The 26,027-nt window shown below is 39.4% G+C and carries 25 protein-coding genes and 1 riboswitch; of the genes, 2 read left to right on the forward strand and 23 right to left on the reverse strand.

The features are described from left to right. Nucleotide 1 precedes the first annotated feature (1 nt). From cobO to RI845_RS08240, 11 genes are all read right to left on the reverse strand, one after another. Nucleotides 2-610: a cob(I)yrinic acid a,c-diamide adenosyltransferase gene (gene cobO, locus RI845_RS08190; protein WP_348389247.1), complete on the reverse strand. Its 609-nt coding sequence runs from the start codon at nucleotides 608-610 to the stop codon at nucleotides 2-4. Continuing rightward, nucleotides 600-2,129: a cobyric acid synthase gene (locus tag RI845_RS08195; RefSeq protein ID WP_348389248.1), complete on the reverse strand. Its 1,530-nt coding sequence runs from the start codon at nucleotides 2,127-2,129 to the stop codon at nucleotides 600-602. Before RI845_RS08195 ends, cobO begins: the two co-directional genes overlap by 11 nt. Continuing rightward, nucleotides 2,122-2,751, reverse strand: a complete 630-nt coding sequence (locus RI845_RS08200) for a histidine phosphatase family protein (RefSeq protein WP_348389249.1) — start codon at nucleotides 2,749-2,751, stop codon at nucleotides 2,122-2,124. The genes RI845_RS08195 and RI845_RS08200 overlap by 8 nt, the downstream gene beginning before the upstream one ends. Further along, nucleotides 2,744-3,340, reverse strand: coding sequence for a bifunctional adenosylcobinamide kinase/adenosylcobinamide-phosphate guanylyltransferase (gene cobU / locus RI845_RS08205; RefSeq protein WP_348389250.1), 597 nt, complete (start codon nucleotides 3,338-3,340; stop codon nucleotides 2,744-2,746). The genes RI845_RS08200 and cobU overlap by 8 nt, the downstream gene beginning before the upstream one ends. Beyond that, nucleotides 3,337-4,116, reverse strand: coding sequence for an adenosylcobinamide-GDP ribazoletransferase (locus RI845_RS08210; RefSeq protein ID WP_348389251.1), 780 nt, complete (start codon nucleotides 4,114-4,116; stop codon nucleotides 3,337-3,339). The genes cobU and RI845_RS08210 overlap by 4 nt, the downstream gene beginning before the upstream one ends. Nucleotides 4,117-4,142: 26 nt before the next feature. Beyond that, nucleotides 4,143-5,195 (reverse strand): nicotinate-nucleotide--dimethylbenzimidazole phosphoribosyltransferase, encoded by a 1,053-nt coding sequence (cobT, locus tag RI845_RS08215; protein WP_348389252.1) that lies wholly within the window; start codon nucleotides 5,193-5,195, stop codon nucleotides 4,143-4,145. A gap of 12 nt (nucleotides 5,196-5,207) precedes the next feature. Then, nucleotides 5,208-6,194, reverse strand: coding sequence for a FecCD family ABC transporter permease (locus tag RI845_RS08220; protein ID WP_348389253.1), 987 nt, complete (start codon nucleotides 6,192-6,194; stop codon nucleotides 5,208-5,210). After that, nucleotides 6,194-6,991: an ABC transporter ATP-binding protein gene (locus RI845_RS08225; RefSeq protein ID WP_348389254.1), complete on the reverse strand. Its 798-nt coding sequence runs from the start codon at nucleotides 6,989-6,991 to the stop codon at nucleotides 6,194-6,196. Before RI845_RS08225 ends, RI845_RS08220 begins: the two co-directional genes overlap by 1 nt. Nucleotides 6,992-7,149: 158 nt before the next feature. Further along, nucleotides 7,150-7,337, reverse strand: a riboswitch (cobalamin riboswitch). 105 nt (nucleotides 7,338-7,442) lie between these two features. Continuing rightward, complete coding sequence (locus tag RI845_RS08230) at nucleotides 7,443-8,699, reverse strand: hydroxymethylglutaryl-CoA reductase (protein ID WP_348389255.1); 1,257 nt, start codon at nucleotides 8,697-8,699, stop codon at nucleotides 7,443-7,445. Nucleotides 8,700-8,801: 102 nt separating this feature from the next. Next, nucleotides 8,802-9,398, reverse strand: a complete 597-nt coding sequence (gene yfbR / locus RI845_RS08235) for a 5'-deoxynucleotidase (protein WP_348389256.1) — start codon at nucleotides 9,396-9,398, stop codon at nucleotides 8,802-8,804. Between the two features lie 152 nt (nucleotides 9,399-9,550). After that, complete coding sequence (locus RI845_RS08240) at nucleotides 9,551-10,768, reverse strand: pyridoxal phosphate-dependent aminotransferase (protein WP_348389257.1); 1,218 nt, start codon at nucleotides 10,766-10,768, stop codon at nucleotides 9,551-9,553. Between the two features lie 156 nt (nucleotides 10,769-10,924). Between RI845_RS08240 and RI845_RS08245 the strand changes: the two genes are divergently transcribed. Beyond that, a complete protein-coding gene (locus RI845_RS08245; protein WP_348389258.1) occupies nucleotides 10,925-11,524 on the forward strand; it encodes a hypothetical protein in 600 nt (199 codons plus the stop codon). Nucleotides 11,525-11,718: 194 nt separating this feature from the next. Continuing rightward, on the forward strand, nucleotides 11,719-12,987 hold the full coding sequence (locus RI845_RS08250) for an MFS transporter (RefSeq protein WP_348389259.1): 1,269 nt from the start codon (nucleotides 11,719-11,721) through the stop codon (nucleotides 12,985-12,987). A gap of 75 nt (nucleotides 12,988-13,062) precedes the next feature. On the opposite strand, the gene RI845_RS08255 is transcribed toward RI845_RS08250, so the two are convergent. From RI845_RS08255 to nth, 12 genes are all read right to left on the reverse strand, one after another. Beyond that, entirely contained in the window at nucleotides 13,063-13,443 is a 381-nt protein-coding gene (locus RI845_RS08255; protein ID WP_348389260.1) for a hypothetical protein, read from the reverse strand. 220 nt (nucleotides 13,444-13,663) lie between these two features. Further along, complete coding sequence (locus RI845_RS08260) at nucleotides 13,664-15,379, reverse strand: proline--tRNA ligase (protein ID WP_348389261.1); 1,716 nt, start codon at nucleotides 15,377-15,379, stop codon at nucleotides 13,664-13,666. Nucleotides 15,380-15,506: 127 nt separating this feature from the next. Further along, on the reverse strand, nucleotides 15,507-15,719 hold the full coding sequence (locus tag RI845_RS08265; RefSeq protein ID WP_348389262.1) for a hypothetical protein: 213 nt from the start codon (nucleotides 15,717-15,719) through the stop codon (nucleotides 15,507-15,509). Nucleotides 15,720-16,023: 304 nt separating this feature from the next. After that, nucleotides 16,024-17,004 (reverse strand): oxygen-dependent tRNA uridine(34) hydroxylase TrhO, encoded by a 981-nt coding sequence (gene trhO / locus RI845_RS08270; RefSeq protein ID WP_348389263.1) that lies wholly within the window; start codon nucleotides 17,002-17,004, stop codon nucleotides 16,024-16,026. A gap of 142 nt (nucleotides 17,005-17,146) precedes the next feature. Beyond that, on the reverse strand, nucleotides 17,147-17,863 hold the full coding sequence (tsaA, locus tag RI845_RS08275) for a tRNA (N6-threonylcarbamoyladenosine(37)-N6)-methyltransferase TrmO (protein WP_348389264.1): 717 nt from the start codon (nucleotides 17,861-17,863) through the stop codon (nucleotides 17,147-17,149). A gap of 19 nt (nucleotides 17,864-17,882) precedes the next feature. Next, a complete protein-coding gene (gene rcsF / locus RI845_RS08280; RefSeq protein ID WP_348389265.1) occupies nucleotides 17,883-18,278 on the reverse strand; it encodes an Rcs stress response system protein RcsF in 396 nt (131 codons plus the stop codon). A gap of 19 nt (nucleotides 18,279-18,297) precedes the next feature. Continuing rightward, a complete protein-coding gene (locus RI845_RS08285) occupies nucleotides 18,298-20,700 on the reverse strand; it encodes an ATP-binding protein (protein ID WP_348389266.1) in 2,403 nt (800 codons plus the stop codon). Nucleotides 20,701-21,047: 347 nt separating this feature from the next. Beyond that, nucleotides 21,048-22,907, reverse strand: coding sequence for a DUF885 domain-containing protein (locus RI845_RS08290; RefSeq protein WP_348389267.1), 1,860 nt, complete (start codon nucleotides 22,905-22,907; stop codon nucleotides 21,048-21,050). 143 nt (nucleotides 22,908-23,050) lie between these two features. Continuing rightward, nucleotides 23,051-24,358 carry a M28 family peptidase gene (locus RI845_RS08295; RefSeq protein ID WP_348389268.1) on the reverse strand — a complete coding sequence of 436 codons (1,308 nt, stop codon included), beginning with the start codon at nucleotides 24,356-24,358 and terminating at the stop codon, nucleotides 23,051-23,053. A 35-nt stretch (nucleotides 24,359-24,393) separates the two neighbouring features. Next, nucleotides 24,394-24,939: a YaeQ family protein gene (locus RI845_RS08300; protein WP_348389269.1), complete on the reverse strand. Its 546-nt coding sequence runs from the start codon at nucleotides 24,937-24,939 to the stop codon at nucleotides 24,394-24,396. A 9-nt stretch (nucleotides 24,940-24,948) separates the two neighbouring features. Then, nucleotides 24,949-25,338, reverse strand: coding sequence for a lactoylglutathione lyase (gene gloA / locus RI845_RS08305; protein WP_348389270.1), 390 nt, complete (start codon nucleotides 25,336-25,338; stop codon nucleotides 24,949-24,951). Nucleotides 25,339-25,372: 34 nt separating this feature from the next. Further along, on the reverse strand, nucleotides 25,373-26,008 hold the full coding sequence (gene nth / locus RI845_RS08310; protein WP_348389271.1) for an endonuclease III: 636 nt from the start codon (nucleotides 26,006-26,008) through the stop codon (nucleotides 25,373-25,375). Nucleotides 26,009-26,027 lie beyond the last annotated feature (19 nt).

The following is a 26,027-nucleotide window of genomic DNA, read 5'->3' on the forward strand; positions in this document are numbered from 1 at the left end:
TTTACCAGTCGATACCAGCTTGCGCTTTGATGCCGTTATCAAAAGCATGTTTAATTGATTGCACCTCAGATACCGTATCGGCAAGTTCGATCAATTGACGATGACAGGCTCTGCCAGTAATAATGACATGCTGATTAGCCGGGCGGTTATTCAGTGCGTCAACAACATCATCAAGTTCAATGTAACCATAGGTGACCATGTAAGTTATTTCATCAAGCAACACCAAATCGACTTGCTCATCTTCTAGCAACTTTTTAGCGTCAATCCATGCCGTTTGAGCGGCTGCAGTATCTTGTTCTTTATTTTGTGTTTCCCAGGTAAATCCAGTTCCCATTACATAAAAGTCAACATTGTGCTGCTCAAGTAAATTACGTTCGCCACACTCCCAAGTACCTTTGATAAATTGCACGACACTGGCGTTTAAACCATGCCCAACAGCGCGAGCAACGGTACCAAACCCAGAAGTTGATTTGCCTTTACCATTACCGGTAATAACAATTAATAGGCCTTTCTCATCGACGGCATTAGCAATTCGTTGATCAACTTTTTCTTTTAATCGTTGTTGACGTGCTTGATGTTTTTGCTCTTTAGTTGGTTTGTCATTGCTCATGTGAATTCCATTGCTTTGTCAGGGTAATTATTTTTGCCATATCCAGGTGTTGTTCTACCGAGTCGGCGAGTGTATTTAATGCGTTATTTTGTAGTTCATTAAAGCTTTGTGTGCGCTCTATATTTGCTCCGGCCCATTTCATTATAAGAGAAAGGGCGTCTGGACAATCAAACAAGCCATGCAAATAAGTGGCAATGATTTGTTGGTCCTGACTTTCAAAGCCAAGTGATTCATTATGACTAAAAATAGCGGTCATGTTGTTATTGAGTTGGGTTGAAATACCGGCATGTATTTCATAACCTTCAATGTTGGCTGTTTGCTTCAATATGGTAAGCTTGGTTGCTACATTGGTTAATGTTTTGTCAGGCGTTAGTTTTGTTGTAAATGGCAATAAACCTAAGCCGTCGCTGGACAGTAGGTCACTTTCAATATTGTCAGGATCTAAAATTTCATTGCCTAACATTTGCATGCCGCCACAGATGCCAATGACTTTCCCTCCGTAACGTAAATGCTTATTGATACAATCGTGCCAGCCCAAGCTTTTTAAGAAGGCAAGGTCTGCTTGAACATTTTTGCTACCCGGAAGAACGATCAAATCGCAAGGTGGTAGCGGCTGTTTCTGTAGGGTGGTTATATCATCAAAATTTGTCACATCTTTAGGATAGATGAATTGTAAATCAATTTCAGGGTGCCAACGCAGCGCATCAAAGTCGGTATGGTTACTCATGCGTGGATACACTGGCACTACAATGTTTAATTTTTTAGTTTGGTTATTGTCTGAGGCTTGGTTGGTGTCAACCGCATCCTCTGAAGCAATAGATAAACCGTGTAGATAAGGCAGTACACCTAACACAGGCTTACCGGTTTTTTGTTCTAACCAATCCAAGCCTGACTCGAGCAGTTTAATGTCACCACGAAAGCGGTTAATGACAAAGCCGACAACTCGTTGTTGTTCACTTTGAGAAAGCAATTCCAATGTACCAACAAGATGGGCGAACACTCCGCCGCGGTCAATGTCTGCAACTATTATTACTGGACAATCAACCTGTTCAGCAAAGCCCATATTAGCAATGTCACCTTCGCGTAAGTTTATTTCAGCAGGGCTGCCTGCACCTTCAACAACAATATAATCAAAACGCTGTTGTAGTCTTGTATGTGACTCTAGAACTGCCTGCATCGCAACTTTTTTATAGTCATGATAACTTTGAGCTTCCATTGATGTTAATGCTTTACCGTGTACGATTACCTGTGCGCCGGTATCTGAATTGGGCTTTAACAAAATTGGGTTAAAATCTACTTCAGGTTCGATGTTTGCGGCATGTGCTTGTACTGCTTGGGCTCGGCCAATTTCTCCACCATCGCTGGTTACTGCGCTGTTTAAAGCCATGTTTTGGGGTTTGAATGGTGCTACTTTAATGTTCTTTCGTGAAAGTACACGACAAATGGCTGCAACAAGAGTGCTTTTCCCTGCATCGGATGTTGTACCTTGTATCATTAATGTTTGGCTCGGTTTAGTCATCTGATAAAGATCTCGCACAATTGGAAATAGGTAATCCTATGCCATAAACTTCACAAAAATTGCTGCTTGGATGCTGAACTAATTTACAAATACTGCCATTTTCAACACGTAAACTGCTGAACAATTTGGGGTTTGTCCAATCCAGCTCTAAAACAATACTCAGCAACATACGAATAACGCCGCCATGGCAAATTACCAGTACATTTTCATCTTTATAATCAACAATGAGTTGATTAAATACTGATAGCATACGTTGATTAAAAGCTGTTAAATTTTCCGCATCAGGTAATGGGTTTTTAGCCGGGTTTTGCCAAAATGATTCGAGCATTGGCCAATGCTGTTTTGCCGTTTCAAACGCAATACCGTCAAGCTCACCGAAATCAATTTCTTTTAACTGCTCATCAATAACAATAGGTAGGCCACTGGAATTGGCGAGTTTAACAGCCAGATTTTGGCAGCGCTTTAAAGGCGAGCTGACAATATGCGTAAAGCTGTCTTGTACTTTGAGTAATTCAGTTAGGAGCTGTTCATCATGCTCTGTAATAACGCCAATATCAGTATGGCCGTATAATGCAGGAGGGCCAGCAACTTTACCGTGGCGCAATAAATAAACACTAGTCATTACTATTCCCTTTCAAGGTTAAAGGGATACCTGCAGTTATCAAGGTAACTGTATCTGCTATTTTAGCAATACCTTGGTTTAACCAACCGGCATTATCAACAAATAGTCGGCTCACGTTGCCAAGAGGGACAACCCCAAGGCCAACTTCATTAGCCACAAGAACCAGATGCTGCTTTTGGGATTGTTGAAATGCTGCAAATGATGCGAGCAGTTGCTTGGTTTCACGGTCTAAAGCGTGTTGTGATACTGTTTCACCTAAATTAAAAATAATGTTGTTTAACCACATCGTTAAACAGTCGACTAGATAAATAGTGCTTTTTATTGGGCGGGTTTGCGTTGTTAATAACTGTGCGAGCTCTAAAGGGCATTCGATAACTTGCCAGCTAATTTGCTCACTGTTTGCAGCTCTGTCTTGCTGATGTTTTTCAATGCGTTCTTGCATCTCAACATCATCAAACGCTTCTGCGGTTGCTATATATACCGGAAGTCTTTCGTGGTTTCTTTTATCTTGTTTTAAAAGTTTAGCGCACAATTGCTCTGCATAAGAGGACTTGCCAGAGCGTGCACCGCCTAAAATTAAGTGGATCATGACAGCGCTCCTGCGATGTTTGCCACAATACTTAGGTAAATGAGTAATTCGGCTATTTGCTGAGCCGCGCCAAGGCAATCTCCGGTATAGCCGCCAAGGCGTTTATTAAGCCAATATTTAAAAGAGAACCTGAAAATGGCTAGCATAACTACGATGATCACTACTGTATTTAGTGGTAACAGTACTAACGGTAGGGCGCCGATAACGAGTAATAGCCAAAGCTCCTTAACGGTTTGTTTCATCGCGAGCGGTTTACTTTTACTGGTTTCGTTATCACTGACATAATTCATGTCAAAAATAAGGCTGGCCGCTGTTGCTCTTGAGAGCGAATAACCGACGAGAATACTGGCGATTAGTAATTGTTGCTGAGCGAGTTCAACTAATAATACATATTTTAATGCTAACGCAGATACTATGCTTACTGTGCCATAAGTGCCCAGTCTGCTGTCTTTCATGATAGCTAATCGTTGGTTAATGGTAATGCCTCCACCAATGCCATCGGCCATATCGGCCAACCCATCTTCATGAAATGCGCCGGTGAGTAATAAGCTGGCAATTATTAATAATATGAGCGCAATGCTAACAGGAAGAAATAACAACACACTTTGGTAAAAGGCAAGAAGAAGTAGGGCGAGGACTAACCCAACTAATGAAAAATAACGCCCTGACTGATTTAATAATTGCGGCGAATAGTCTACTGTTGCAGGCACAGGCAAACGACTAAAAAAACTTAGCGCTAAAAAGAATAAATTAAGTTGTTGTCTAAACATCTGCATAATATAAAACCATCGCAAAAATGCGGTTAAATCGTTACTCCTGCTTGCTCAAAACTTGCCATGTCATTGTAAAAGTGTGCTGCCGCGACTAGTAGTGGTAAGGCCAAAGCTGCGCCAGTACCTTCGCCGAGTCTTAAATTAAGGTTTAATAACGGACTGGCGTTAAATTGATTCAATAATAATTGATGCCCAGACTCATCCGATTGATGTGAAAAAATTAGATAATCAGCAATGTTTTCATTAATTTGATTTGCTAAAAGCGCCGCAGCACTGACAATAAAGCCATCAATGAGTACGGCGATGCCAGACTCTGCTGAGGCTAAAATAGCACCGACCATTTGAACTATCTCAAAGCCGCCGACTTGTTCAAGTATATGAATAGCATCAGTGCTACTAATGCGCGTTAACGCCTGTTCGATCAGCTGTTTTTTATGGATTAATTGTTTAGGATCTATGCCTGTACCACTGCCAACACAGTCATCTACATTGGCTTTAGTTAATGCGGCCAAAATAGCTGCCGCTGCACTGGTATTACTGATGCCCATTTCACCGAGGATCAGCAAATTACAGCCTTGCTCAATTTGAGTTAACGCAATGGTTTTGCCATACGCTAACCCTTGCTTTACCTGAGTTTTAGTCATCGCTGCTTGTTCAGCAAAGTTATTTGTACCAGCACCTAGGCGCTGTTCAATAAAGTGTTGGTGCTGTATTTTTATGTCGTTTTCGATTGGCTGAATTATGCCGGCATCAATCACTTTTAAAGCAATGTTGTTTGCTCGACAAAAGCAATTAATTGCAGCGCCGCCATAAATAAAATTTAACACCATTTGACGAGTAACATCACTGGGGGCAATGCTTACTCCTTCAACACTGATGCCATGATCGCCGGCAAACACTAACGCTGTAGGGTTGGTAATTTCAATGGTGTTGGCAAACTTGCTTTTCCGATTAGAGGCAATTAATGCTAATTGTGCGGCAACAGTCTCCAATTGGCCCAAAGCGCCGGGAGGTTTTGTTTTTTGATCAATTTTAGCGATGATCGCATCGCTGTACTTGGTGTTTAACGGGGAAATATTCATGAAAACCATAGCCTACATTTTGCGCATTAATAACAAGAAGAAAATACTGCCTAAAGCAGAGGTGATAACCCCGATTGGAATTTCTTGGCCATCAAGGGCTGTTCGTGCAATAACGTCTACCCAAACTAAAAAACATCCCCCTAATAAACCTGAGCCAATCAGTAATCTTGCTGTTGTTATGCCAACAAATGAACGGACAATATGAGGGATCATTAATCCGACAAAGCCTATGCCACCACAGTAAGAGACAATCACTGCGGTACTTGCGGCACAAATGACTAACACCATAATTCTTAATCGGGCAACTTTTACACCCAGCGTACGAGCGCTTTCATCACTCAGTAACAGCGCATCAAGCTGTCTAGCTAAGCTAAATGCAATTAAAGTGGAGATAAGGATCACCGGGAAAATCCACATCAATGCCGTGTTATCAGCACGTGCTAACGAGCCCATTAACCAAAAAATTACTCGATTTGACGAAAATGCTTCGCCCATATAGAGGATGAAACTAGTTATTGAACTTAGTAAAAACGACACCGCAACACCGGCGAGTAGCAAGTGTGATACCCGGCGCCAGTTATTATTGGCTATTACGGTTAATACTAATGCGACTGCTGCTAAAGCACCGACAAATGCAGCTAAAGGCAGTGAAATAAAGTGAATGCTAGCCGGTAATAAACTTGCCAGTGTTGCGCCTAAGCCAGCGCCGGCAACAATACCAAACAGATAAGGATCGGCTAGTGGGTTGCGAGTAACGTTTTGCATTAACGCACCAGCAATGGCTAAGCCAAAGCCTGCTAAAAATCCAAGTAGTACTCTGGGGAGGCGAATATCATATAAAATTGTTTGGTAGATACTTTTTTCACAACCAGCACTAATGCACTGCCAGACAGCAGAATGGTCGACTTCACTTACGCCAAAGCCTATCGCTAATATGAAAGTACCCAGTACTAAACTAAGCAGCAGCAACATTGAGTAATTGAGATTTAATGGTTTCATCAACTATCACTTACCTGTTGTATGTTGTGGGCTGCAAAGGTGATCCTAGGTTTACTGGTAAATGGGTTTTGATCAACAAAACAGTCTAAATCGAATACTTGCTTAAGGGTGCTTGGTGTTAAAACGTCAATAGGTTTGGCGTTTGAAACAACAGCGCCATTATTCATTAATACCAGTCGATCACAATATTCGGCCGCTAAATTTAAATCATGGATGGTTAATAACAGGGTGATGTTAAGTGTTTTAGCCAGTTTGAGTATTTGATGCTGATAATAGATATCTAAATGGTTAGTCGGCTCATCCATAATAAGAATGTCAGCTGCTTGTACAATGGCTCTGGCAATTAAGGCTCGTTGTTGTTCGCCGCCAGATAAGGTATTAAAGCTTTGTTGCTTTTTATCAAGTAAATCGACTTTGTCTAATGCTTGATTTATATGCTCTAAATCACTGTTCGTGTCTGTTTCAAATAAGCCTTTATGAGGAATTAACCCCATACGAACAACGTCGACAACGGTTAAATTAAATACAGAATTGGAGTGTTGGCTTACCACGGAAAGTTGCTTGGCAATGTCTTTGGTAGAAATTGATTTTAGAGATTTTCCTTTTAGGAAAATATTACCAGTAAAGTCTTGGTATTCGCCATACAAACACTTTAACAGTGAGGTTTTACCTGCGCCATTTGGTCCGACAATAGCCACAGTTTCGCCTTTAACCAAGTTGAAATCAATTTGGTTAATGATGCTTTTCCCGTCTACTTGCCAGGAGAGTTGTTTTGCTTGTAGTACCGTATTGGCCATGCGTATTCTTTTAGCTATTTAGCGCAGGCAATAGTAAGAAGGGTGGTTAATATTCAGCAATGAATAGAAGCAGAGCGAAACGTGCACTGCCAAGAACCAAAATCTTCTTCGCGTTACCCGCACGATTGAATAATTTAACAGCAAGTAATTGTATTAATTACTGTTATTAACTTATGGCAGGTCTCCTGGCTTATAGAGATAACCTAATTTAACCCTTCCCAAAATTACTTCAGTGGTATGTTAAATAAGCTCTATTTACAGTTGCGGGAACAGCTGTGGAATTGCACCACATTCCCTTTTAAGTTCTCAAAAAATATTTGAAAACACCAAAAGTTATGGAATGCTAATTGTAGCAACTTAACCTCTGCTTTAACAATGGTTAAGTGTCTAAATTTCTTACCAATTTATTATAAGTAATAATGGATATGATAAGTATTTAAGAATCGTTCAATTAACGAGCAAGTTTTCGATGCGCTTTAGCAAAGTGACCAGCACAAAATGCACCAATCATTGATAATTCACCGGCTAAACAAAGGCCTGCACATACTTCTGCCAACGCTCTGGCATTGCCGTTGCCCGCTAAACCAAGTAATTGTAAATTAGCTTGTTGGCTTGGTAAGCCTGTGCCACCGCCAACTGTGCCTACCATTAGGTTTGGTAAGGTTACTGAGGCGTATAGGCTGCCATCATCGTTCAGTTCCATGCGTGTAACACCGACCGCTGATTCAGCGACACAAGCAGCATCTTGCCCGCAAGCTATATATAGAGCGGCTAAACCATTAGCGTAATGACCTTGTACACCAACAGAACCACTTAAAACGCCACCGACTGATGACATGCGCCAGAAGTCCGCCATACGCTCTGGAGTCGTATGTAGACGTTTTTTGACTAACTCTGCGCTAATGTGAACTTCTGCGGTTACTTTTTTACCACGAACGCCATTTAATGACTGCATGGTTGCCTTTTTATCTCCGGACAAATTAGCATCAAGAAAGGAGTATTTAGCTTTAGTCGGCGAGTGCTCGGTAATATATTCAAGCACGGCATTGGTGGCAATTGTCACCATGTTTTGCCCTGACGCATCACCCGTTAAATAATCAAAAATTAAATAAACATGATTTCCTTCAATGTTTATTTTTAAATCTTTTAGAGTTAAATGATTTGACGTGCTTTCGGTAATTTCTGTAAAAGTATCTATTTGTGTTGTTGCCCAAGCAACAAACTGTCCTGCTTGTACCAGGGTTTCAAAAGCAAAGCCAGGGGTGCGACACACGCCTTCATTTAATAGCATAGCGCTACAACCGCCAGCTTCAGAGATTAGTAACGCGCCGCGGTTATAAGAGGCTACTAGCGCCGCTTCAGTTGTTGCTAACGGAACAAAATAATCATCCTGTGCAAATAAGCCATTTACCCGCAAAGGCCCGGCGATGCCAACAGGAAGCTTTACTGTACCAATAAAATTTTCAATATTTTTTTGGTACATACTCATACAACGTTCAGTTGTCTGATCGAGTAACTGCTGTTTGGCTTGCTCACAGTCAATTGCCTGCCAACGCTTTTCAACCGTACTTGCTTTAATGTACATGTTTAACGGTTGACGCTTAGCAAGCGGCTGCTCATTCGGGCTTAATTTTTGCAGTGATTCATCATTAATGTCTGACATTACTGAATACACTTCTGCATATTTATTTGGGTTATTCTTTGGCATCGCTTATTTGATCATTTATAAAGCTTTTGGCGAACGGACAAAATTGTACAAGCCGCCTAAAAAGGACGCTTATTGTATAAGGAATCGAGTAAAAGTATAGTTTTAATTATGTTTTGAAAGCTTATCAACGGTCGCAGTACAAAACCGTAAAAATGTTGTCATAAAGTATTCAACTTCAGGCATGGTCTCGCTAAGCTGATCAAGTTTAGTCTTTAAACGCTGTTCAACGTGTTTAAATTCTGGATTGTTGTGGTTTAGTTCATCGAGAGATTTTACATAAGCAACCATAATATCTGCAGCTTTTACAATGCCTTTGTATTCACTGTCGACGTTATCTTGAATAATTAAATCTTCAAAAACATCGCGTAACTCTTCGGGCAATGCATCCAAACATTCCTGTTCGGCAAGGGCTTCTATTTTTTTAAATTCAAATGCTATTTCTTCATTGGCATACTTGGTAGGGCTAACGATATCGCCATAGCGTGTTTCAGAGGCCTCATGATATAACGCGATAGTTGCTGCTCTGTCGGCGTTCAAATTACCGTTAAATTTTTTATTTTTAATCACCGCAAGCAAATGAGCTACGATAGCAACTTGATGGGAATGTTCAGCAATATTTTCTGCTTTTACACAATACATTAATGCCCAACGCTTGATTAAAGGCATGCGAAACATCCAAGCTAAAAACGTGCTTTCCATCAATACTTCCTCTGGTTTGGTAACGTATTCGAAGCACTAGCGTATCCGAAGTAGCGAAGCTACGTATTCGAAACTAAAGTGAGACTACAGAGTTTATACCATCCGTGGCAATTCTAAGTTAAATCATCCATGATTTAAAAGTCCCACCAACCCTAGTCCTGGCTATAGTGGCTGAAGAAATGTTCTAAGCGGTTAATCGCTTGGATTAAGTCTTCACTGTGCGGTAAAAATACCAGTCTAAAATAAATACCATCATGTATGTTAAACGCACTACCTTGCACCAGAAGGATTTTCTCCTGGCGTAAAATATCAAGCACCATTTGTTCATCGTTATCGATGCCAAGCTTGTCACCATCAACTTTAACAAATAAGTACATCGCGCCTTTTGCTTTATGACAACTTAATCCGTCAATTTCATTTATCATTTTGTGAGCAATATCAACCTGCGCTTTTAAACGTCCACCGTCTTGAACCAACTCATTAATACTTTGATAGCCGCCCAACGCAGTTTGTATCGCATGTTGGCAAGGCACATTGGCACATAAACGCATAGATGCCAGCATGGTTAAGCCTTCAAGGTAACTTTTCGCGCGGAGTAAGGGCCCTGTTAACATCATCCAACCCGCTCTAAAACCGGCAATGCGATAGTTTTTTGATAATCCGCCCATGGTCACAATCAGCACATCTTCGTTAAGGCTAGCTGTTGGCGTGTGAGTGGTACCGTCGTAGAGCACTTTGTCGTATATTTCATCAGAAAAAACAATCAGATTATGCTTATGCGCCACTGCAATAATTTGCTCTAGCACCTCTTTTGGGTAAACCGAGCCTGTTGGATTATTAGGATTGATGAGTACAATCGCTTTGGTCTTATTGGTAATTTTGCTGGTGATATCTTCGATGTCCGGATACCAGTATTTTTTTTCATCACATTTATAGTGTACCGGTGTACCGCCGGATAATGATACTGCAGCAGTCCATAGTGGATAGTCTGGCGCTGGGATAAGTACTTCATCATCTGTATTGAGCAAGCCTTGCATTGCCATGATAATAAGCTCGCTGACACCATTACCAATGAAAATATTATCCACATCAAGGTTTTTCATACCAAATTGTTGGTAATACTGCATAACAGCTACGCGAGCAGAATAGATCCCTTGCGATTCACTGTAACCTTGAGCCGTTGGTAGGTTATGAATTACATCCCGTAAAATATCGTCTGGCGCTAAAAAACCAAATGGGGCAGGGTTACCAATATTGAGTTTAAGTATTTTGTGGCCTTCTTCTTCTAATCGCTTGGCTTCCGCGGCAACTGGACCTCTAATGTCATAACACACACCGGAAAGTTTATTCGATTTTAAATACTGACTCATCACGACCTACTGCTTTATATACTATTGTTAAAACATGAAGTTAACTTAAATGATAGTCGTTTGAAACACTTGCTGACATATTTTTTGTGATATTTACTGAGTTTTTTAATATAACTAATAATTAAGAAAGAAAAATTTATAAAAGAGTTCTCAATTATGCCTTTACCCTTGTTATGGTTAGGTGCTGCCGTACTAGGCGCAGCTGCCATTAAAGAGCTTGATACAAAACGTGAAGCCCAAGAACATCATCGTGAGAATAGTGATGGTATAAATACGCGTGGCAACATAAAAAAACATGACTCTGGCATTGCGAAATACCCTAAAGAAGTGTTTAAAACAGAGACGTTAGCTATTGTCCGTCCGGGGGCATTAGTTTGTTGTGGACTTGGCGGTGTTTTAGAGCATACGGGAATATTAGTTGACGAAGACACTATTGTTGAATTACATGGCAGTGGTCTAATAAAAGCAATTTCACCGAGTAGATTTTTACAAGAGCGCTCAGGCACTGAAATATATGTTGCTTGTGATTCAACGGGGGAGTCTATCTGTGATGACTTAACCGCAGAGCGTGCAATAAAACAAATATATGATTACCAAGAGTATGATTTAATTAAAAATAATTGTAATCGCTTTGTTTGGCAGTGTATTAGTGGGTTAAAAGAAGATATCACCACGTTTCATCAATTGAATAAAAGCCTATCAAAACGATATGATCGAAAAATTTATTGGGATCGGTGGGATACTAAAGCCAATTAGACCCGATAAACTATAAACTATAAACGAAAAACGAGGCATAACCCCGACTTATAGGGCTCTCATATGATTTTTGCTCTTCGCTTCTAGTCTCTAGTTTCCATCCTTTTATTAATTTATATTAACAAGTTGCTTACATAGTTGCTTGCAAATGTTAGTGTTAGCCCGTTTAGAAAATCAAGCAGTAAAGAGTAGTTATGCAAAGCGACATTTCCATCAACCGATTTAAACAATTTCCATTACTTATGTGGATTTTGTTATTTGGATCATTCATTACCCGTGGTAGTTACTATATGGTTTGGCCGTTTCTTGCGGTGATCCTGTATGAAAAGTTTGCCTTATCAGCAACTCAAGTTGGCTTGATCTTATCAAATGCCGCTGTTATTTCAGTATTAGTCAGCTTTGCTGGCAGTGTTTTATCTGATCGAGTAGGCCGTCATCAATTAATGTATATCAGTGGGCTTTTATACATCATTTCGTTTTCTATTTTGGCGCAAGTCGATACCATCACAGGTTACGTGGTGGTTATTACGCTGTGTTCTATTGCAACTGCACTGTGGAGGCCATTAACGTCAGCACTGATTGGCGATATTATTAGCGATTCAAAAACTCGTGAGCTTGCCATGCAGTCTCTGTACTTCGTTGTTAATGTTGGGTGTGCGATAGGGCCGCTATTAGGAGTTTGGTTTGGTTTAACTGGTGAGCAATCGAGCTTTTATATTACGGCTGGCGCATTTGCTTTTTTATTGGGGCTACTATATTGGGGCTTTAATCAACATAAGGTAAATACCAACAGTAAGAAAGTCAATATAGATAAAGCCAGTGATAAAGCTAAGCCTGTTAGCGAAAATAGAGGTCAAATTATTGCTGTGCTGTTACAAGACAGGCTTTTGCAGTGTTTGATTGTTGCCAACATATTATGCATGTTTATTTATGCGCAAATGGACAGCTCATTAATTCAGTATTTAACTCGTGCAGAAGTTCCTAACTTACTAGAGTTAATTTCATCAATGATCTTTACCAATGCTCTGGTGATTATATCTACGCAATTTATTTTGCTTAAGTTTATGGCTGGTTTAACTCTGATCGCCAGAATACAAATAGGCTTGGTGATGTTGATGTTCTCTCAGATTTGGTTGGCGGTAAATCCACTTGAACTTTTCTGGGGCTGGATTGGGGCAATTATTGTAATGAGCCTAGCTGAAGCAATACTATTTCCAACAATGAATGTGCATATTGACCGTTTGGCACCGGATCATCTTCGTGGTGCATATTTTGGGGCTTCTTCGTTTTATGATTTTGGTTTTGCTTTGGCGCCGCTGGGCGGAGGGATAATCCTTGATCATTTAGGTGGCCCTTGGTTATTTATGATTGGTGCAGCATTATGTTTAGTGGTTATTTATATGTATGCCATTTTAGATAAGCTGCCAAGGCCAGATTTTGAACGATTAAAAGAAGGTAGTTAGAAACGAGGCTCGAGCCTCTAAAAACGAAGAGTGGGGCAATCACTAGAAAAGTGAGCCCCGATGTTCGCAGAAAAGTTAGTGCTTTGTTGATGAATACAAGCTGTTACTTGAACAGTTGGCTAAAGCCTCAAATTCTTTTGATAAGGCTCTACCTTCTTCGCTATTTTCCATCACATTCTCACCAGCAGCCCAAGATTGCATATTAGGGTATACATCAACAAACATAAAACCTTCTCTATTACCGACTCTTGGTTCTAAGTTGTAGCTATTAATACCGCCGCCCTTAACATTAGCATTCATGAATTTGACCCATTTATCATTTAGTGCACCAGCATCTTTCATTGTTTTTCCGTCATTTAGTTTGCACTGCCAAACATCAACAATTGTTGGCTCGGCAAAACTGTATGAACTAAATAAAATAAATAAACTTGCTAATAATTTGATTGTATTTTTCATTATTGTTTCCTTGATTGAGTATCCAAAGAAAACGAGGGGCTAATTCCAACTCCCAAGACAACTTTCCCATTATCGTGGTCAATTATTGTACAGCAATACAAATAATACAAATTTAGAGCTACCTCATACCAAATAATGGGCATAAAAAAAGTCAGGGGCATATTTATGCCACTGACTCGATTAAAACGGTTAACCTATTTTAGGAAAACACACTGATTACTTAGATGTTAGTGATAAACTCTGATACATCGGCAATTTTAAGCGTTGATTTGTCACCTGAAATACGGTTTTTGTATTCAACTTCTGCGTTATCAAGATTACGCTCACCAACGATAATGCTATGTGGAATACCAATAAGCTCCATATCTTTAAACATAACACCAGGGCGTTCTTTACGGTCATCAATCATAACTTCAATACCGGCAGCTTTAAGGTCTGTGTACAGTTGCTCTGCTGTTTCATGTACGCGATGTGATTTATGCATGTTCATTGGAATGATCACAACTTTAAACGGCGCAATCGCTTCTGGCCAAATAATGCCATTTTCGTCATTATTTTGCTCAATCGCAGCTGCAACAATACGAGAAACACCAATACCGTAACAACCCATTGTTAATGTTTGGTTTTTACCTTGGTCGTTTAATACCGCAGCGCCCATTGCTTTGGCATATTTATCACCTAATTGGAAAATATGACCAACTTCAATGCCGCGTTTTATTTCTATTGTGCCGTTACCACATGGGCTAGGATCACCAGCAACAACGTTTCGAATATCAGCTATGGTGTACTCTTTAATGTCACGATCAAAGTTTACGCCATTAAAGTGGAAGCCTGTTTCGTTTGCACCGCAAATAAAGTCGCTTAAATGTGCCGCGCTTCTATCAACAATTACGGCAGTATTTAAGTTTACCGGGCCAATAGAGCCAGCATCACAATTTGCTGCTGCTGCAATTTGCTCATCACTGGCAAATGTTAATGGTGTAGCAACGCCGTCAATCTTTTCTGCTTTAATTTCGTTCAGATCATGATCGCCGCGTAAAACAAGCGCTACAATAGGTGCAGTTTCACCTTCTTCACACTCACCAACTACCAACAAGGTTTTAGCAACTCTATTTGCTGCTACATCAAAGAATTTACACACATCATCAATACTATGAACATCAGGAGTAGCAACTTTGCTAATGTCCATTTCAGCTGCCGCACGCTCACCAGCAGGTGCCAGTGCTTCAGCTTTTTCGATGTTTGCTGCATAATCGCTGTGTGAACTAAAAGCGATATCATCTTCACCCGATTCAGCAAGCACATGGAACTCATGTGACGCATCACCACCGATAGAGCCTGTATCAGCAATAACTGGGCGATAATCTAAACCTAAACGGTCGAATATACGACAGTAAGCGGCGTGCATGTTTTGATAAGTTGTATCTAGACATTCTTGTGATAAATGGAAAGAATACGCATCTTTCATTAAGAATTCACGACCACGCATAACACCGAAACGAGGACGAATCTCATCACGGAACTTAGTTTGTACCTGATACATACTAAGTGGTAACTGTTTATATGAGTTTAATTCAAAGCTAATTAACTTTGTGATCACTTCTTCGTGAGTCGGGCCTAAAACGAACGAACGGTGATGTCTGTCTTGCATGCGAAGTAACTCTGGACCATAGTCTTCCCAACGGCCTGATTCTTCCCATAAATCGGCTGGTTGTACTAATGGCATCAGCATTTCAATAGCGCCGGCTCTGTCCATTTCTTCACGAACAATGTTTTCAACTTTCTTTAATACTTTTAACCCGGTAGGCAACCAAGTGTATAAACCTGAAGCTAATGGTCGAATTAAACCTGCACGTAACATGTATTGATGACTGATAACTTCAGCACTTGCTGGAGTTTCTTTGAGGGTAGAAAGTAGATATTGGCTAGTGCGCATTACTGTTCAATTCCGAAATATAAAGTGATAAAAAATTTTTTCTGTATTCTAACAGCACAGTGGACTTTGGCAAAACTGAAATTGCTATATTGAAGGAATTAAACCAATTAAAGTAATTTTATCGCGATTATGAGCGTTTACGACGAATATAACTGCGTTTATTGCTGCAATGTTTGTGACAACGCCTACGAGAATTTAACCACCACATGCTGTGGTCTTTAGGACTGTTGGGTAAATGGCTCAAAGAGGGCTCTAAGGGAGGCGTATGCAGGGCAAATTCAACACTGGTAACTAGGTAGTTATCACGTAGAAGTTCATTATCTGAGTTAATGTCGGCCATAGCTACCATCAATTTAACTGGTCAAATTTTGACCAATAATAAATCTATTCAAGCTAGAATTCAAATTTATTTACTTCAGGAACGAGTTACGAATACATTCCATTCCGAATACGGCACTTCGTACCTTCGAATTAAAATACTATCGAAGCTACGCATTCGACGTTACGAAGTAACATATCCGAAACTAAGGAACGAGTTAAGAATACATTCCATTCCGAATACGCTATCGCTACGATAACTACTTCGTGATTCGAAATGAAATGCATTCGAAGGCACGAAGTAGCGAAGCTACGTATTCGAAGTGTTAAGCGTTGTTTTGTTGTTGCTTAATTTTTGCTTTTTTATCCTGGCGACGTTGTTCAATGGTTTTACTAACTTCGCTGCCAATGTGATTTTCACCACGGGCTTTGGCAAGGTTCATTTGCTTTTCACGCTCAGCATAACGTGCACGTTGCTCATCAGTTACTTTGTTAATACAACGATGACAACTCACGCCACGTTCGTATTCTGGACGTTGTTTTTCTTCTTCAGTAATAGGCATACGACATGCGTGACATTGATCGTATTTACCTTTTTCTAAAGAATGATCAACGGCAACGCGATCATCAAACACAAAACAGTCGCCTTGCCATAACGTATCTTCTTGTGGAACTTCTTCAAGGTATTTTAAAATGCCACCTTCAAGGTGATAAACTTCGTCAAAGCCTTGCTCTTTCATATACGCAGTAGACTTTTCACAGCGAATGCCACCGGTACAGAACATCGCAACTTTTTTGTGCTTTGTTGGATCCAGGTTTTCTTTTACATATTGCGGAAACTCTCTGAACGTTTCTGTTTCAGGGTTTACCGCGTATTTAAATGTACCAATTTCAATCTCATAATCGTTACGGGTATCAACCAATAACACTTCAGGATCTGAAATTAACGCATTCCAGTCTTGTGGCTTAACGTACGTACCAACCACTTGTTTAGGATCGATTCCTTCAACGCCCATCGTAACGATTTCTTTTTTAAGCTTTACTTTACAGCGTTTAAAAGGGGCTTCATCAGTGAAAGATTCTTTATGAGATAGGTTCGCTAAACGCTCATCGGCTTGTAAAAATGCCAAGACATTATCAATGCCTTCTCGAGTGCCTGCAATAGTTCCGTTAATCCCTTCATTGGCAATTAACAGGGTACCTTTAACATCATTCGTTTCCATAGCGCTATGGATGGGTTTTCTAAGTTGTTCGAAATTTTCTAAAGTAACAAATTTATAAAGTGCACAAACTACAAATTGTGACATGGTAATTCCTCTTGCTGACCAGAACGTAAATCTGGCGCTGATTAGGTTTAATTAAAGTAGTAATAAGCTTTTCAGAGATTACTTATTACCAATAAAGCGCCGCGATTATACCTATATAGTTCGATATTACCAAGTCTGTGGCCTAAGACTTTTCAATACTGAGCACCGTGCAGTCGTTATTATGTATTTGCCAGCGAATATTCAAGTCGTACAAGTTCATGCCATATTCTTGTCGGTCAGTTTGTGCTTTTTTATAGGCGGGCCTTGGGTCTTGGTTTAACACTTGCTCGATAAACAACCTTAAATCCTGATAATTTGATCCAAGTGAGAGCAGTTGTTGCTGTGCATTATCTGTAAAGCTTATAACAAAATTTGTTTGTTCAGGCATGGGCGCCATAATGGATTGGGCATCTTGTACGCTGTCAGAGTAGGGGATATAAGGTTTTATATCTAAAATCGGTGTGCCGTCCAAGAGATCCAAGCCGCTAATATCAAGTGCTAAATTACCATTTACGGTAGATGTGCCCGTAAGTTTAACTACTGACATACCTATTGGGTTTGGCCTAAAGGTAGAGCGAGTTGAGAATACACCGGTTTTTTTGTTACCGCCCAAGCGAGGAGCTTTAACCAATGGCTTCCAACCTTGCTCGCTGGTACCGTGAAAGACAAAGACTAACCAAAGGTGAGAGTGTTGTTCAATATCTCGAATCAGTTCTAACTGGTTGTCTGCAATTAATAATTCCAGCTTTCCGTGCGCGGCAGTCACCAGCCCAGGCTGCCTTGGTATAGCAAATTTTTGCTTATATGGAGAGTGAATTACTCCAACTGGAGTAAATGAATAACTGCTTTGTACGGTCATGATTTAAAATTAATTGCTGTTAATGCTCTGAAATTTGAAACGCTTTGCCATAACAAACCATCATTTCTAAGCATTGTTGATCTTCAATAGGTGTACAAGAGGTAAAAACAACTGCATTTGCCTCCATGCTAGCGGCTTTTTCTCTTGCCATAGTGCGGGCATCTGCGGCGTTGGCTGGAATATCGTTTTCTTTAGCTTTGCAGCTGTCACCTTCAACTAAGCCCAGAAATTTCACTTTACCAGGTAACTCGTTTTCATCTTGAAAAACAGTAACATTACCAGCGGCAAAATACTCATCGAAATTTTCTTTATCTAAATTAGTTTCGACACTCGGACCATTTGTACATGCGCAAAGCAGCATAATACTGTTGATTACTAGTAAGTTTGTAACTTGTTTTCGAAATGTTTTTTTCATTGGTTTCATCGTTTGTTAATTAAATATATTTTATATGTTTATGGATCATTTTCTCTATATCAGCCAATAGAAATGGTTTAGAAATAAAATCATCCATACCAGATTCTATGCATTGTTGTAGATGCTCATTTTGTGCATCTGCTGTTAAAGCAATAATAGGAATGTGATCATAGTCTTTATTGGCGCGAATCGTTTGGCTGGCTACATGACCATCCATTATTGGCATATGTATATCCATAAATACCAGTTGATAGTCATTATTTTTCACAGCCTCTACCGCTTGCGCACCATCTTCGGCTATATCGACCTCGATGCCTAGCTTTTCAAGTAATCCTTTCGCGACAATTTGATTCAATTTAAAGTCTTCAGCAAGTAATGCTTTGATGCCATGAAATACACTGTGTTGTTTCTCAATGGCAATAGTGGCTGACTCTGACGATAAAGAGTTAACAATACTACTGAATAAAACCGGGCAGTGCAGCGTTTGAACATTATCCTTAAAGACAAATAATTCTATACTATCATTTTGATTAAAATTGGAGATTAGTAATAATTGGATCTTATCGTTGTTTAACCAATCTTTTTGTTTCGCTATGATTTCTTTTACTGCACTATTTTGCTGACCAGTTAAGTCAATGACGATTAGTGATTCTTCGCTGATTACAGCTTGTTCTCTTGTTAAACATTCAGTACCAGCATTGCACAGTTTTAGGTTTAGCTTGCTCGTATGTTGACTAAAAACGTCAATATGATGGGGATTATTGCTATATAAGTATATCGGTTTCTTTAATATTGCCAACGGCTCTTCATCAAGTTGTTTTATGATCGGTATGGTTAAATTAAATTGACTGCCTTTACCTAGCTCTGATGTAACAGATACATTGCCATCCATTAGACTGGCTAATCGTTTGCAAATTGTTAATCCTAAGCCCGTACCGCCATGAATTCGGGATGTAGAGTTGTCACCTTGTGAAAATGGCGCAAAAATATGTTCAAGCTTATCTTTACTTAGACCAATTCCTGTATCTGTTACTGAAAATATAACCTCGCTTCTATCTTCGTTATAGCTCAGTGATACGTTAATAAAGCCTTGTTCGGTGAACTTAACCGCATTAGAGGTTAAATTCATTAATATTTGACCAATACGAACAGGGTCGCCATAAAACTTGGTGTTTAATTCTGGGTCATAGTTAAACTGCAATTGTATATTCTTATTTTGTGCGCTAATTGCTAAAACATTAGCTACCCGATCAAAAATGGACAATAAATCAAATTCAATATTATCTAAATTGAGCTTGTCACTGTCTATTTTAGAAAAGTCTAAAATATCGTTTAATATGTCCAATAGTTGCCTTGCTGAAAGTAAAATTTTGTCGACATAGAGCTTATCTTCTGCTGCAAGGTTTTGATCCTGTAAAAGCTGTGATAGCCCGATAATACCGTTCATTGGTGTGCGGATCTCGTGACTCATATTTGCTAAAAATTCTCCTCGAGATTTATTCGCTGCTTCTGCTTGTAATTTGGCTCGCTGAGCAAGTTTGGTTTGCTGTTCAAACTTTGACACTGTTTTAGCGATATCATCCTGCATTTGATTCATTGAATTTAGTAACAAGTTAACATCTGCGGTTTTACTTTTAAGTTTGGGACGCCTTGAAAAATCACCATTGGAAATACGTTGGGCTAAATTTGTGATGGTATAGAGCGGATTAGATATGTGTTTGATCAAATAAAACCGAATTGATAGCAAGGCAAGAATAAATGCTATTTGTAACAGTAGCTTAGTGATCCTAATGTACTTGATCTGTTTTTCTAAGTTATGGCTTTTATTGACATGCCATTTATCATAATCGTGTTGGAACAAGTCAATTTGCGCCATAATTTCACTTTTAGATTTAAGATATTCAGCACCATAGAGAATATCTTTGGCTATAGCTTTACCTGTTTTACTATTTTCTTGATATGCAGTAATCGCATTTAATTCACTCTGAACTAATTTATCAGCTAAGTTAACCGCGATAAGTAATTTATTTAGTTCACTTTCGCGAGCGAGCAAATTTTCAACAATTTCGACTAACGGCACTTCCCGGTAATTCTTTTCTTCTCTTTCAGTATGTACTTTATCCCAATAAATACTGAAATAATGCTCAGGTCGCAAGCGTTCACCATTACGAATTTCTAAGATCTCATAAAAATAATCGCGGTAGGTTGTATCGCCGGTGACAATATAGGTTCTTGATGTTCGGGTGAGTTTATTTGAGGTATCTCTGACTTGCGCAGCAAGCTCCATAATGGCTATACGATCGTTTTCAAGCGCGTTGAGTTGGTTTGTCGTTAATTGATAATAATAAAATACACTAATATTTGCGGTGATTAACACCAATAGCAGCATAAAAAAGCGTGAAAAATAACGATTTATAGTCATTAAGTTTGAACAGTATGAAAGACGAATAAGTTGAGTTTAAGTGTATCACTGAAGAGCTGATTTAGCGAAAATGTTTATCGTTTTTATGATGTTATCATTGTTGAAGGTGTAGATATGTGGTGTTAGATCATTCTTACATGTCGGTACAAACTTAATACCATGATTTACACGATGTACTGAATACCGTGATCACATGGATGTGAATGAACGGTCCATGGTGGTTTGCATTCCATCATCCCTGAAAAACAGAATTTATGCCGTCCATGGCAATTCTAAGTTAATTCATCCATGAATTAAAAAGCCGCTAAAAATAGCGGCTTTTGCTTTAACTGAATATAATCGAATTGCTACGAAGCTTTTTTCTCTGCAATGTAGTTTTTCATCATGGTATTCATTACATCTAATGGTAGAGGACCATTTTTAAGGTAAACGTCATGGAACTCGCGGATATCAAATTTATCGCCAAGTTCAGTTTGAACCATTTCGCGCATACGCAAAATTTCTAACATACCTATTTTATACGCGGTTGCTTGTGATGGCATAACAGCATGGCGTTCAACCATTTTGATTGCATCTGATTTTGCATTTGGCGTATTGGTCACATAATAGTTAATTGACTCTTCTCGAGTCCATTTTTTAACATGCATACCAGTATCAACAACTAAACGACAAGCACGCCATAATTCCATGGCTAAACGGCCAAAGTCAGAATATGGGTCAGAGTACATGCCAATTTCTTTTGGCAACTTCTCAGTGTATAAGCCCCAACCTTCACTATAAGCAGTGTAGCTTTTAAACTTACGGAAAGTAGGGATACCTTCTAGCTCTTGTGAGATAGCTAATTGCATATGATGTCCAGGAATACCTTCATGATAAGCTAATGCTTCCATTTGGTACGTAGGCATGGCCTTCATATCATAAAGGTTAGCGTAGTACATACCAGGGCGAGAGCCATCTGGAGCAGGGCGGTTATAGAATGCTTTACCTGCAGACTTTTCACGGAACGCTTCAACACGCTTAACAATTAAGTCAGCTTTTGGCTTAACTAAGAACAACTCATCTAAATGAGTCTTCATAGTATCAATTAATGCTGTTGCTTCGTCTAAGTAGCGTTGTTTTCCTGCTTCATCATCTGCGTAGTAAAATTGTTCATCTTCACGCATAAATTGCATAAATGCAGCCAAGTCGCCTTTAAAACCTACGCTGTCTTTGATAACACGCATTTCATTATGAATGCGGCTAACTTCACTTAAGCCGATTTGATGAATTTCTTCAGCAGTTAAGCTAGTAGTTGTGGTTTTAGCTAACGCAACATTGTAATAATCATTACCTTCAGGGAATTTCCAGGCCCCAGCATCAGCTGTAGACTTTGCTTCAAGGCTAATTAGGTAATCCACCAAGTCTTGATACGCTGGTTGTACACTTGAAAGTAATGCTTCATTAGCTGAAGCGATAAGCGCTGAAGATTCAGTTTCTGACAACTCTAGCTTTGCTACCTTCTTTTTAAAGTCAGCTAACAGCGTTGAGTCTTCACCTTCGGTGAACGGTGCACCAGCAATTAAGTTTTGTGAATCACGAATAACGTGTGGGAAAACGAAACTTGGAGCAATAATGCCTTTATCTTCACGAATTTTTAGTTGTACGATTAATTGTTCAATCACTGTATCAATGCCTGATAAGCGCTCAACATAAGCTGTTGCTTCTTCAACATTACTAACCGTATGCTGATTTATTAAAAACGACGGGATGCTTGAGTGTTGGCCATGCATTTGATTAACAGGGTAGTTATGGTAGCGCCATTTATGGTTAGCAATTTCTTGCTCCATGCTTTGTTCTGCTAATTTATAACTGATTTTTGTTTGTTCATCCAAAGCATCGTAATCAAACGTACGTAGAGCAACTAACTGATCTTTTGTTATTTGCAGCTCTTTTTCAGCATTGGCTTCAGAATTGTCATTCCATTTTCCATAGTCTTTTTTAATGCCCAAATATGTTTGAAATTGTGGATAACGCATAACTGTATCCATAAAGTTTTTTTCAAAGGCAGCGTTTAACCGAGCTGATTCACTTTGCTCAGCAGCTGACTCTGTAACAACTTCAGTAGATTCTGGTGACACGGATTCTGTTTGAGTCGGTGCCTGACTATTACAACCGAATAGCAGTGCTGAAGAAAGTGCTAAAGCGATTAGTGATTTGTTGGTTTGCATATAAATTCCTATGTACATGGAAAAATCAATTCCGAAAGGGTGCCTGAAATTGTAACTAATGGCAACATTGTCGTGAAATTTTGTAAACCCTACACGGTAAAGTGTAGGTTTTACACGTTGTTTTACTGAATGGTATCGTTAGGTTAAAAAATTAGACCTGTCGCTCTAGGTTTTACTTTTTCAATTCTATTTGGCGTATCTTTGCCACTCACTAACGACTTACTTGCTTTTGCAATTGCATTAACAATCTGAGTCATTTGCGGCAGGTCCAGCGTTGCTAGCTCATCACTCACTTGATGATAATCATGATCATTACTCATTTGGGTACTGGATAAACTGTGGGCTGGCACACCAAGTTGGGCAAGTGATGCATTGTCAGAACGATAAAATAATTTATATTTAGGGTAAGGATCGGCAAATATTTGTTGTTCTTTAGCATTCAAATTTTTATTCAATATTTGTGCTAAATTTGAACGTTCATAACCTGTCATCCAAAATGTTCCTGGTCCAAATTCAGATGGTTTTCCTATCATTTCGATGTTTAACATAGCAACGATGCTGCTTGCATCAATATCTTTAATAAAATAGCTGGAGCCTAAAAGCCCAGATTCTTCGGCCGTAAATGTCACATACATAATACTGCGCTTATTATCGATATTTTGATAATGGCGAGCTAAATTTAATACCGCACTTACCCCGGATGCATCATCATTAGCGCCGTTATAAATGCCATCTTCTTCACCATTAGCAGTTGTCCCTATATGATCATGATGAGCGGAAAACACAACGTACTCATTTGGTTTCTCTGAGCCAGGTTTCACTGCAATCATATTAGTTAATTGTTGCTGTAAATGTTGAATTGAACCAGACACCAATACCTCATCGATGGTTACTGTGTCGGTCAAAATCATCACTAAAGTTGCAGGCTTTCTTTTTTCATTACTTTGACTGCCACCGGCGAAGTGATTTTTATAGCGCTTGAATAGCTCTTTGTGTGCACTATTTACCAGCAATATGTTATTGCCGCCATTCGTATTTACATGCTTTAGTTCGGCACGTAAATCGTCAGCTTGGCTAACTACTTTAATATTGGCATTATCTTGATTGAATTCGAAGCTGCTGGCACTGCCGGAAAAAGCGATAAACTGGTTATCTATGGTGTTAGAATTTAATTTAACACTAATGTTGTCTGGTACGTAGCGCTGTAATGTAAAGTTTTGCTTAAAACTGCTTAAACCATTTAAAGGCTGTAAGCCTGCTTGTTTAAATTGTGTGGCAATATAATCTTCAGCGATACCGATTTCAGGACTTCCCGCAAGGCGGCCTTTCAATTCATCGGAGGATAGAAATTGCATATCCTTTTCAATATTGGCAACGGTGATGTCACTTGCCACACAAATATTGGATAAAGCGGCCAGGATCAGGGCAGTGTAATAGGGTTTAATATTCATCGGTATATTCTTATATTTATGGTCAGCTGTATTTACTAACTTTTTTGTTCCAGAAGGGTTTCAAGATCTATTTGGACGGTAGAGTCATTATTGCCAAGCCAGATTTGGCCGGAATCAATGCTGCATTGCAATTCCATGGTTCGATCGACCAAACCTGCAAGTTGTTCACACGTTTCGTCATTAATTTTATACACGTTTAAATTAGAAAAGGCCGATAACTTATTTTGAATTTTCTTCCACCAGACATCGGCGGCTGAACCGTAACTGTATAACCGCATTTCTTTGGCTTTCGTACAGCCTTTTTTAATGCGTTTTTCGTCAATTTGGCCTAACTCTATCCATAAATGAATTTGTTCAGAATAATCTTTTACCCAAATTTCCGGTTCATCATCATCACTTAGTCCTTTGCAAAACTGTATGTCTTCGCGTGCGTTTAAAATGTAAGCTAAAATCCTTACCATCATGCGTCTGTCTGTTTCTGACGGGTGTTGGGCAATGGTAACGTTTAATGTGTCGTAGTAATGCCTATCCATATCAGATAACGAAATAGTGGCTTTATAAATGGTTGCTTTTTGCGCCATAGCGAGTATTTAATCTTCTTTTGCTTGAATTAATTCAATGGCATAACCATCGGGATCTTTAACAAATGCAATTTCAGTGGTACCGCCCTTAACGGGACCGGGTGCACGAGAAATAATGCCACCAAGTGATTCTATCTTTTCACATGCGGTATATACATTGTCCACTTCAATGGCTATATGACCAAACGCCTGCCCAAGGTCGTACTCTTTTACGCCCCAGTTATAGGTTAGTTCCAGTACGGTAGAGTGTGCCATATCGTCATAACCTAAAAAGGCTAAGGTATATTGATATTGTTCATTATCACTACGGCGTAATAGACGCATGCCTAACACATCTTGATAGAAGTTAATTGAGCGGTCTAAATCGCCAACTCGTAGCATGGTATGTAAAATTCGCATTCAGCTTTTTCCTTGATACAGTAAAACTGTGTAATTATTCTGAAGTTTTTTCTTTAAATTCACACAGGTCTTCAATAATACAAGCGGTACAACGTGGTTTACGTGCAACACAAGTATAGCGGCCATGTAAAATAAGCCAATGGTGAACATCAACTTTAAATTCTTTGGGAACTACTTTTAGTAATTTTTGCTCGACTAAGTCAACGGTTTTACCCATTGCCAGTTTAGTGCGATTTGATACTCGATATATGTGGGTATCAACAGCAATGGTAGGCCAACCAAACGCAGTGTTTAATACTACATTTGCCGTTTTTCTGCCCACTCCAGGAAGTGCTTCTAACGCGGCCCGATCTTCTGGTACTTCACCATTGTGAAGGTCAACCAACATCTGGCAGGTTTTAATGGTGTTTTCTGCTTTGGTATTAAATAAGCCAATTGTTTTTATATAACTTTTTAGTTTATCTAAACCTAAATCTAAAATTGCTTGTGGTGTGTTTGCTACCGGGTAGAGTTTATCAGTGGCTTTATTAACGCTGACATCGGTTGCCTGCGCTGACAGTAATACCGCTATTAGCAGTTCAAATGGCGAGCTAAAGTTTAACTCAGTGGTCGGGTGCGGATTATCATCTCTAAGTCGAGTTAAGATCTCGAGGCGTTTATCTTTGTTCATTTATTTTTATTCTTATTGT

This window comes from Thalassotalea nanhaiensis (genome assembly GCF_031583575.1).
In the GTDB taxonomy this organism is placed as follows: Bacteria; Pseudomonadota; Gammaproteobacteria; order Enterobacterales; family Alteromonadaceae; genus Thalassotalea_A; species Thalassotalea_A nanhaiensis.

Coding starts and splice junctions, on each gene's coding strand:
- tsaA (WP_348389264.1), bottom strand. CDS start 17,863: ATGACCGTACAAAGCAGTTATTCATTTACTCCAGTTGGAGTAATTCAC.
- cobO (WP_348389247.1), bottom strand. CDS start 610: ATGAGCAATGACAAACCAACTAAAGAGCAAAAACATCAAGCACGTCAA.
- RI845_RS08230 (WP_348389255.1), bottom strand. CDS start 8,699: ATGCCAAAGAATAACCCAAATAAATATGCAGAAGTGTATTCAGTAATG.
- rcsF (WP_348389265.1), bottom strand. CDS start 18,278: ATGAAAAAAACATTTCGAAAACAAGTTACAAACTTACTAGTAATCAAC.
- RI845_RS08225 (WP_348389254.1), bottom strand. CDS start 6,991: ATGGCCAATACGGTACTACAAGCAAAACAACTCTCCTGGCAAGTAGAC.
- RI845_RS08245 (WP_348389258.1), top strand. CDS start 10,925: ATGCCTTTACCCTTGTTATGGTTAGGTGCTGCCGTACTAGGCGCAGCT.
- cobU (WP_348389250.1), bottom strand. CDS start 3,340: ATGATCCACTTAATTTTAGGCGGTGCACGCTCTGGCAAGTCCTCTTAT.
- cobT (WP_348389252.1), bottom strand. CDS start 5,195: ATGAATATTTCCCCGTTAAACACCAAGTACAGCGATGCGATCATCGCT.
- RI845_RS08255 (WP_348389260.1), bottom strand. CDS start 13,443: ATGAAAAATACAATCAAATTATTAGCAAGTTTATTTATTTTATTTAGT.
- RI845_RS08220 (WP_348389253.1), bottom strand. CDS start 6,194: ATGAAACCATTAAATCTCAATTACTCAATGTTGCTGCTGCTTAGTTTA.
- RI845_RS08195 (WP_348389248.1), bottom strand. CDS start 2,129: ATGACTAAACCGAGCCAAACATTAATGATACAAGGTACAACATCCGAT.
- RI845_RS08240 (WP_348389257.1), bottom strand. CDS start 10,768: ATGAGTCAGTATTTAAAATCGAATAAACTTTCCGGTGTGTGTTATGAC.
- RI845_RS08210 (WP_348389251.1), bottom strand. CDS start 4,116: ATGCAGATGTTTAGACAACAACTTAATTTATTCTTTTTAGCGCTAAGT.
- yfbR (WP_348389256.1), bottom strand. CDS start 9,398: ATGGAAAGCACGTTTTTAGCTTGGATGTTTCGCATGCCTTTAATCAAG.
- RI845_RS08285 (WP_348389266.1), bottom strand. CDS start 20,700: ATGACTATAAATCGTTATTTTTCACGCTTTTTTATGCTGCTATTGGTG.
- gloA (WP_348389270.1), bottom strand. CDS start 25,338: ATGCGAATTTTACATACCATGCTACGAGTTGGCGATTTAGACCGCTCA.
- RI845_RS08290 (WP_348389267.1), bottom strand. CDS start 22,907: ATGCAAACCAACAAATCACTAATCGCTTTAGCACTTTCTTCAGCACTG.
- RI845_RS08200 (WP_348389249.1), bottom strand. CDS start 2,751: ATGACTAGTGTTTATTTATTGCGCCACGGTAAAGTTGCTGGCCCTCCT.
- nth (WP_348389271.1), bottom strand. CDS start 26,008: ATGAACAAAGATAAACGCCTCGAGATCTTAACTCGACTTAGAGATGAT.
- RI845_RS08265 (WP_348389262.1), bottom strand. CDS start 15,719: ATGGCCGACATTAACTCAGATAATGAACTTCTACGTGATAACTACCTA.
- RI845_RS08300 (WP_348389269.1), bottom strand. CDS start 24,939: ATGGCGCAAAAAGCAACCATTTATAAAGCCACTATTTCGTTATCTGAT.
- trhO (WP_348389263.1), bottom strand. CDS start 17,004: ATGTCACAATTTGTAGTTTGTGCACTTTATAAATTTGTTACTTTAGAA.
- RI845_RS08260 (WP_348389261.1), bottom strand. CDS start 15,379: ATGCGCACTAGCCAATATCTACTTTCTACCCTCAAAGAAACTCCAGCA.
- RI845_RS08295 (WP_348389268.1), bottom strand. CDS start 24,358: ATGAATATTAAACCCTATTACACTGCCCTGATCCTGGCCGCTTTATCC.
- RI845_RS08250 (WP_348389259.1), top strand. CDS start 11,719: ATGCAAAGCGACATTTCCATCAACCGATTTAAACAATTTCCATTACTT.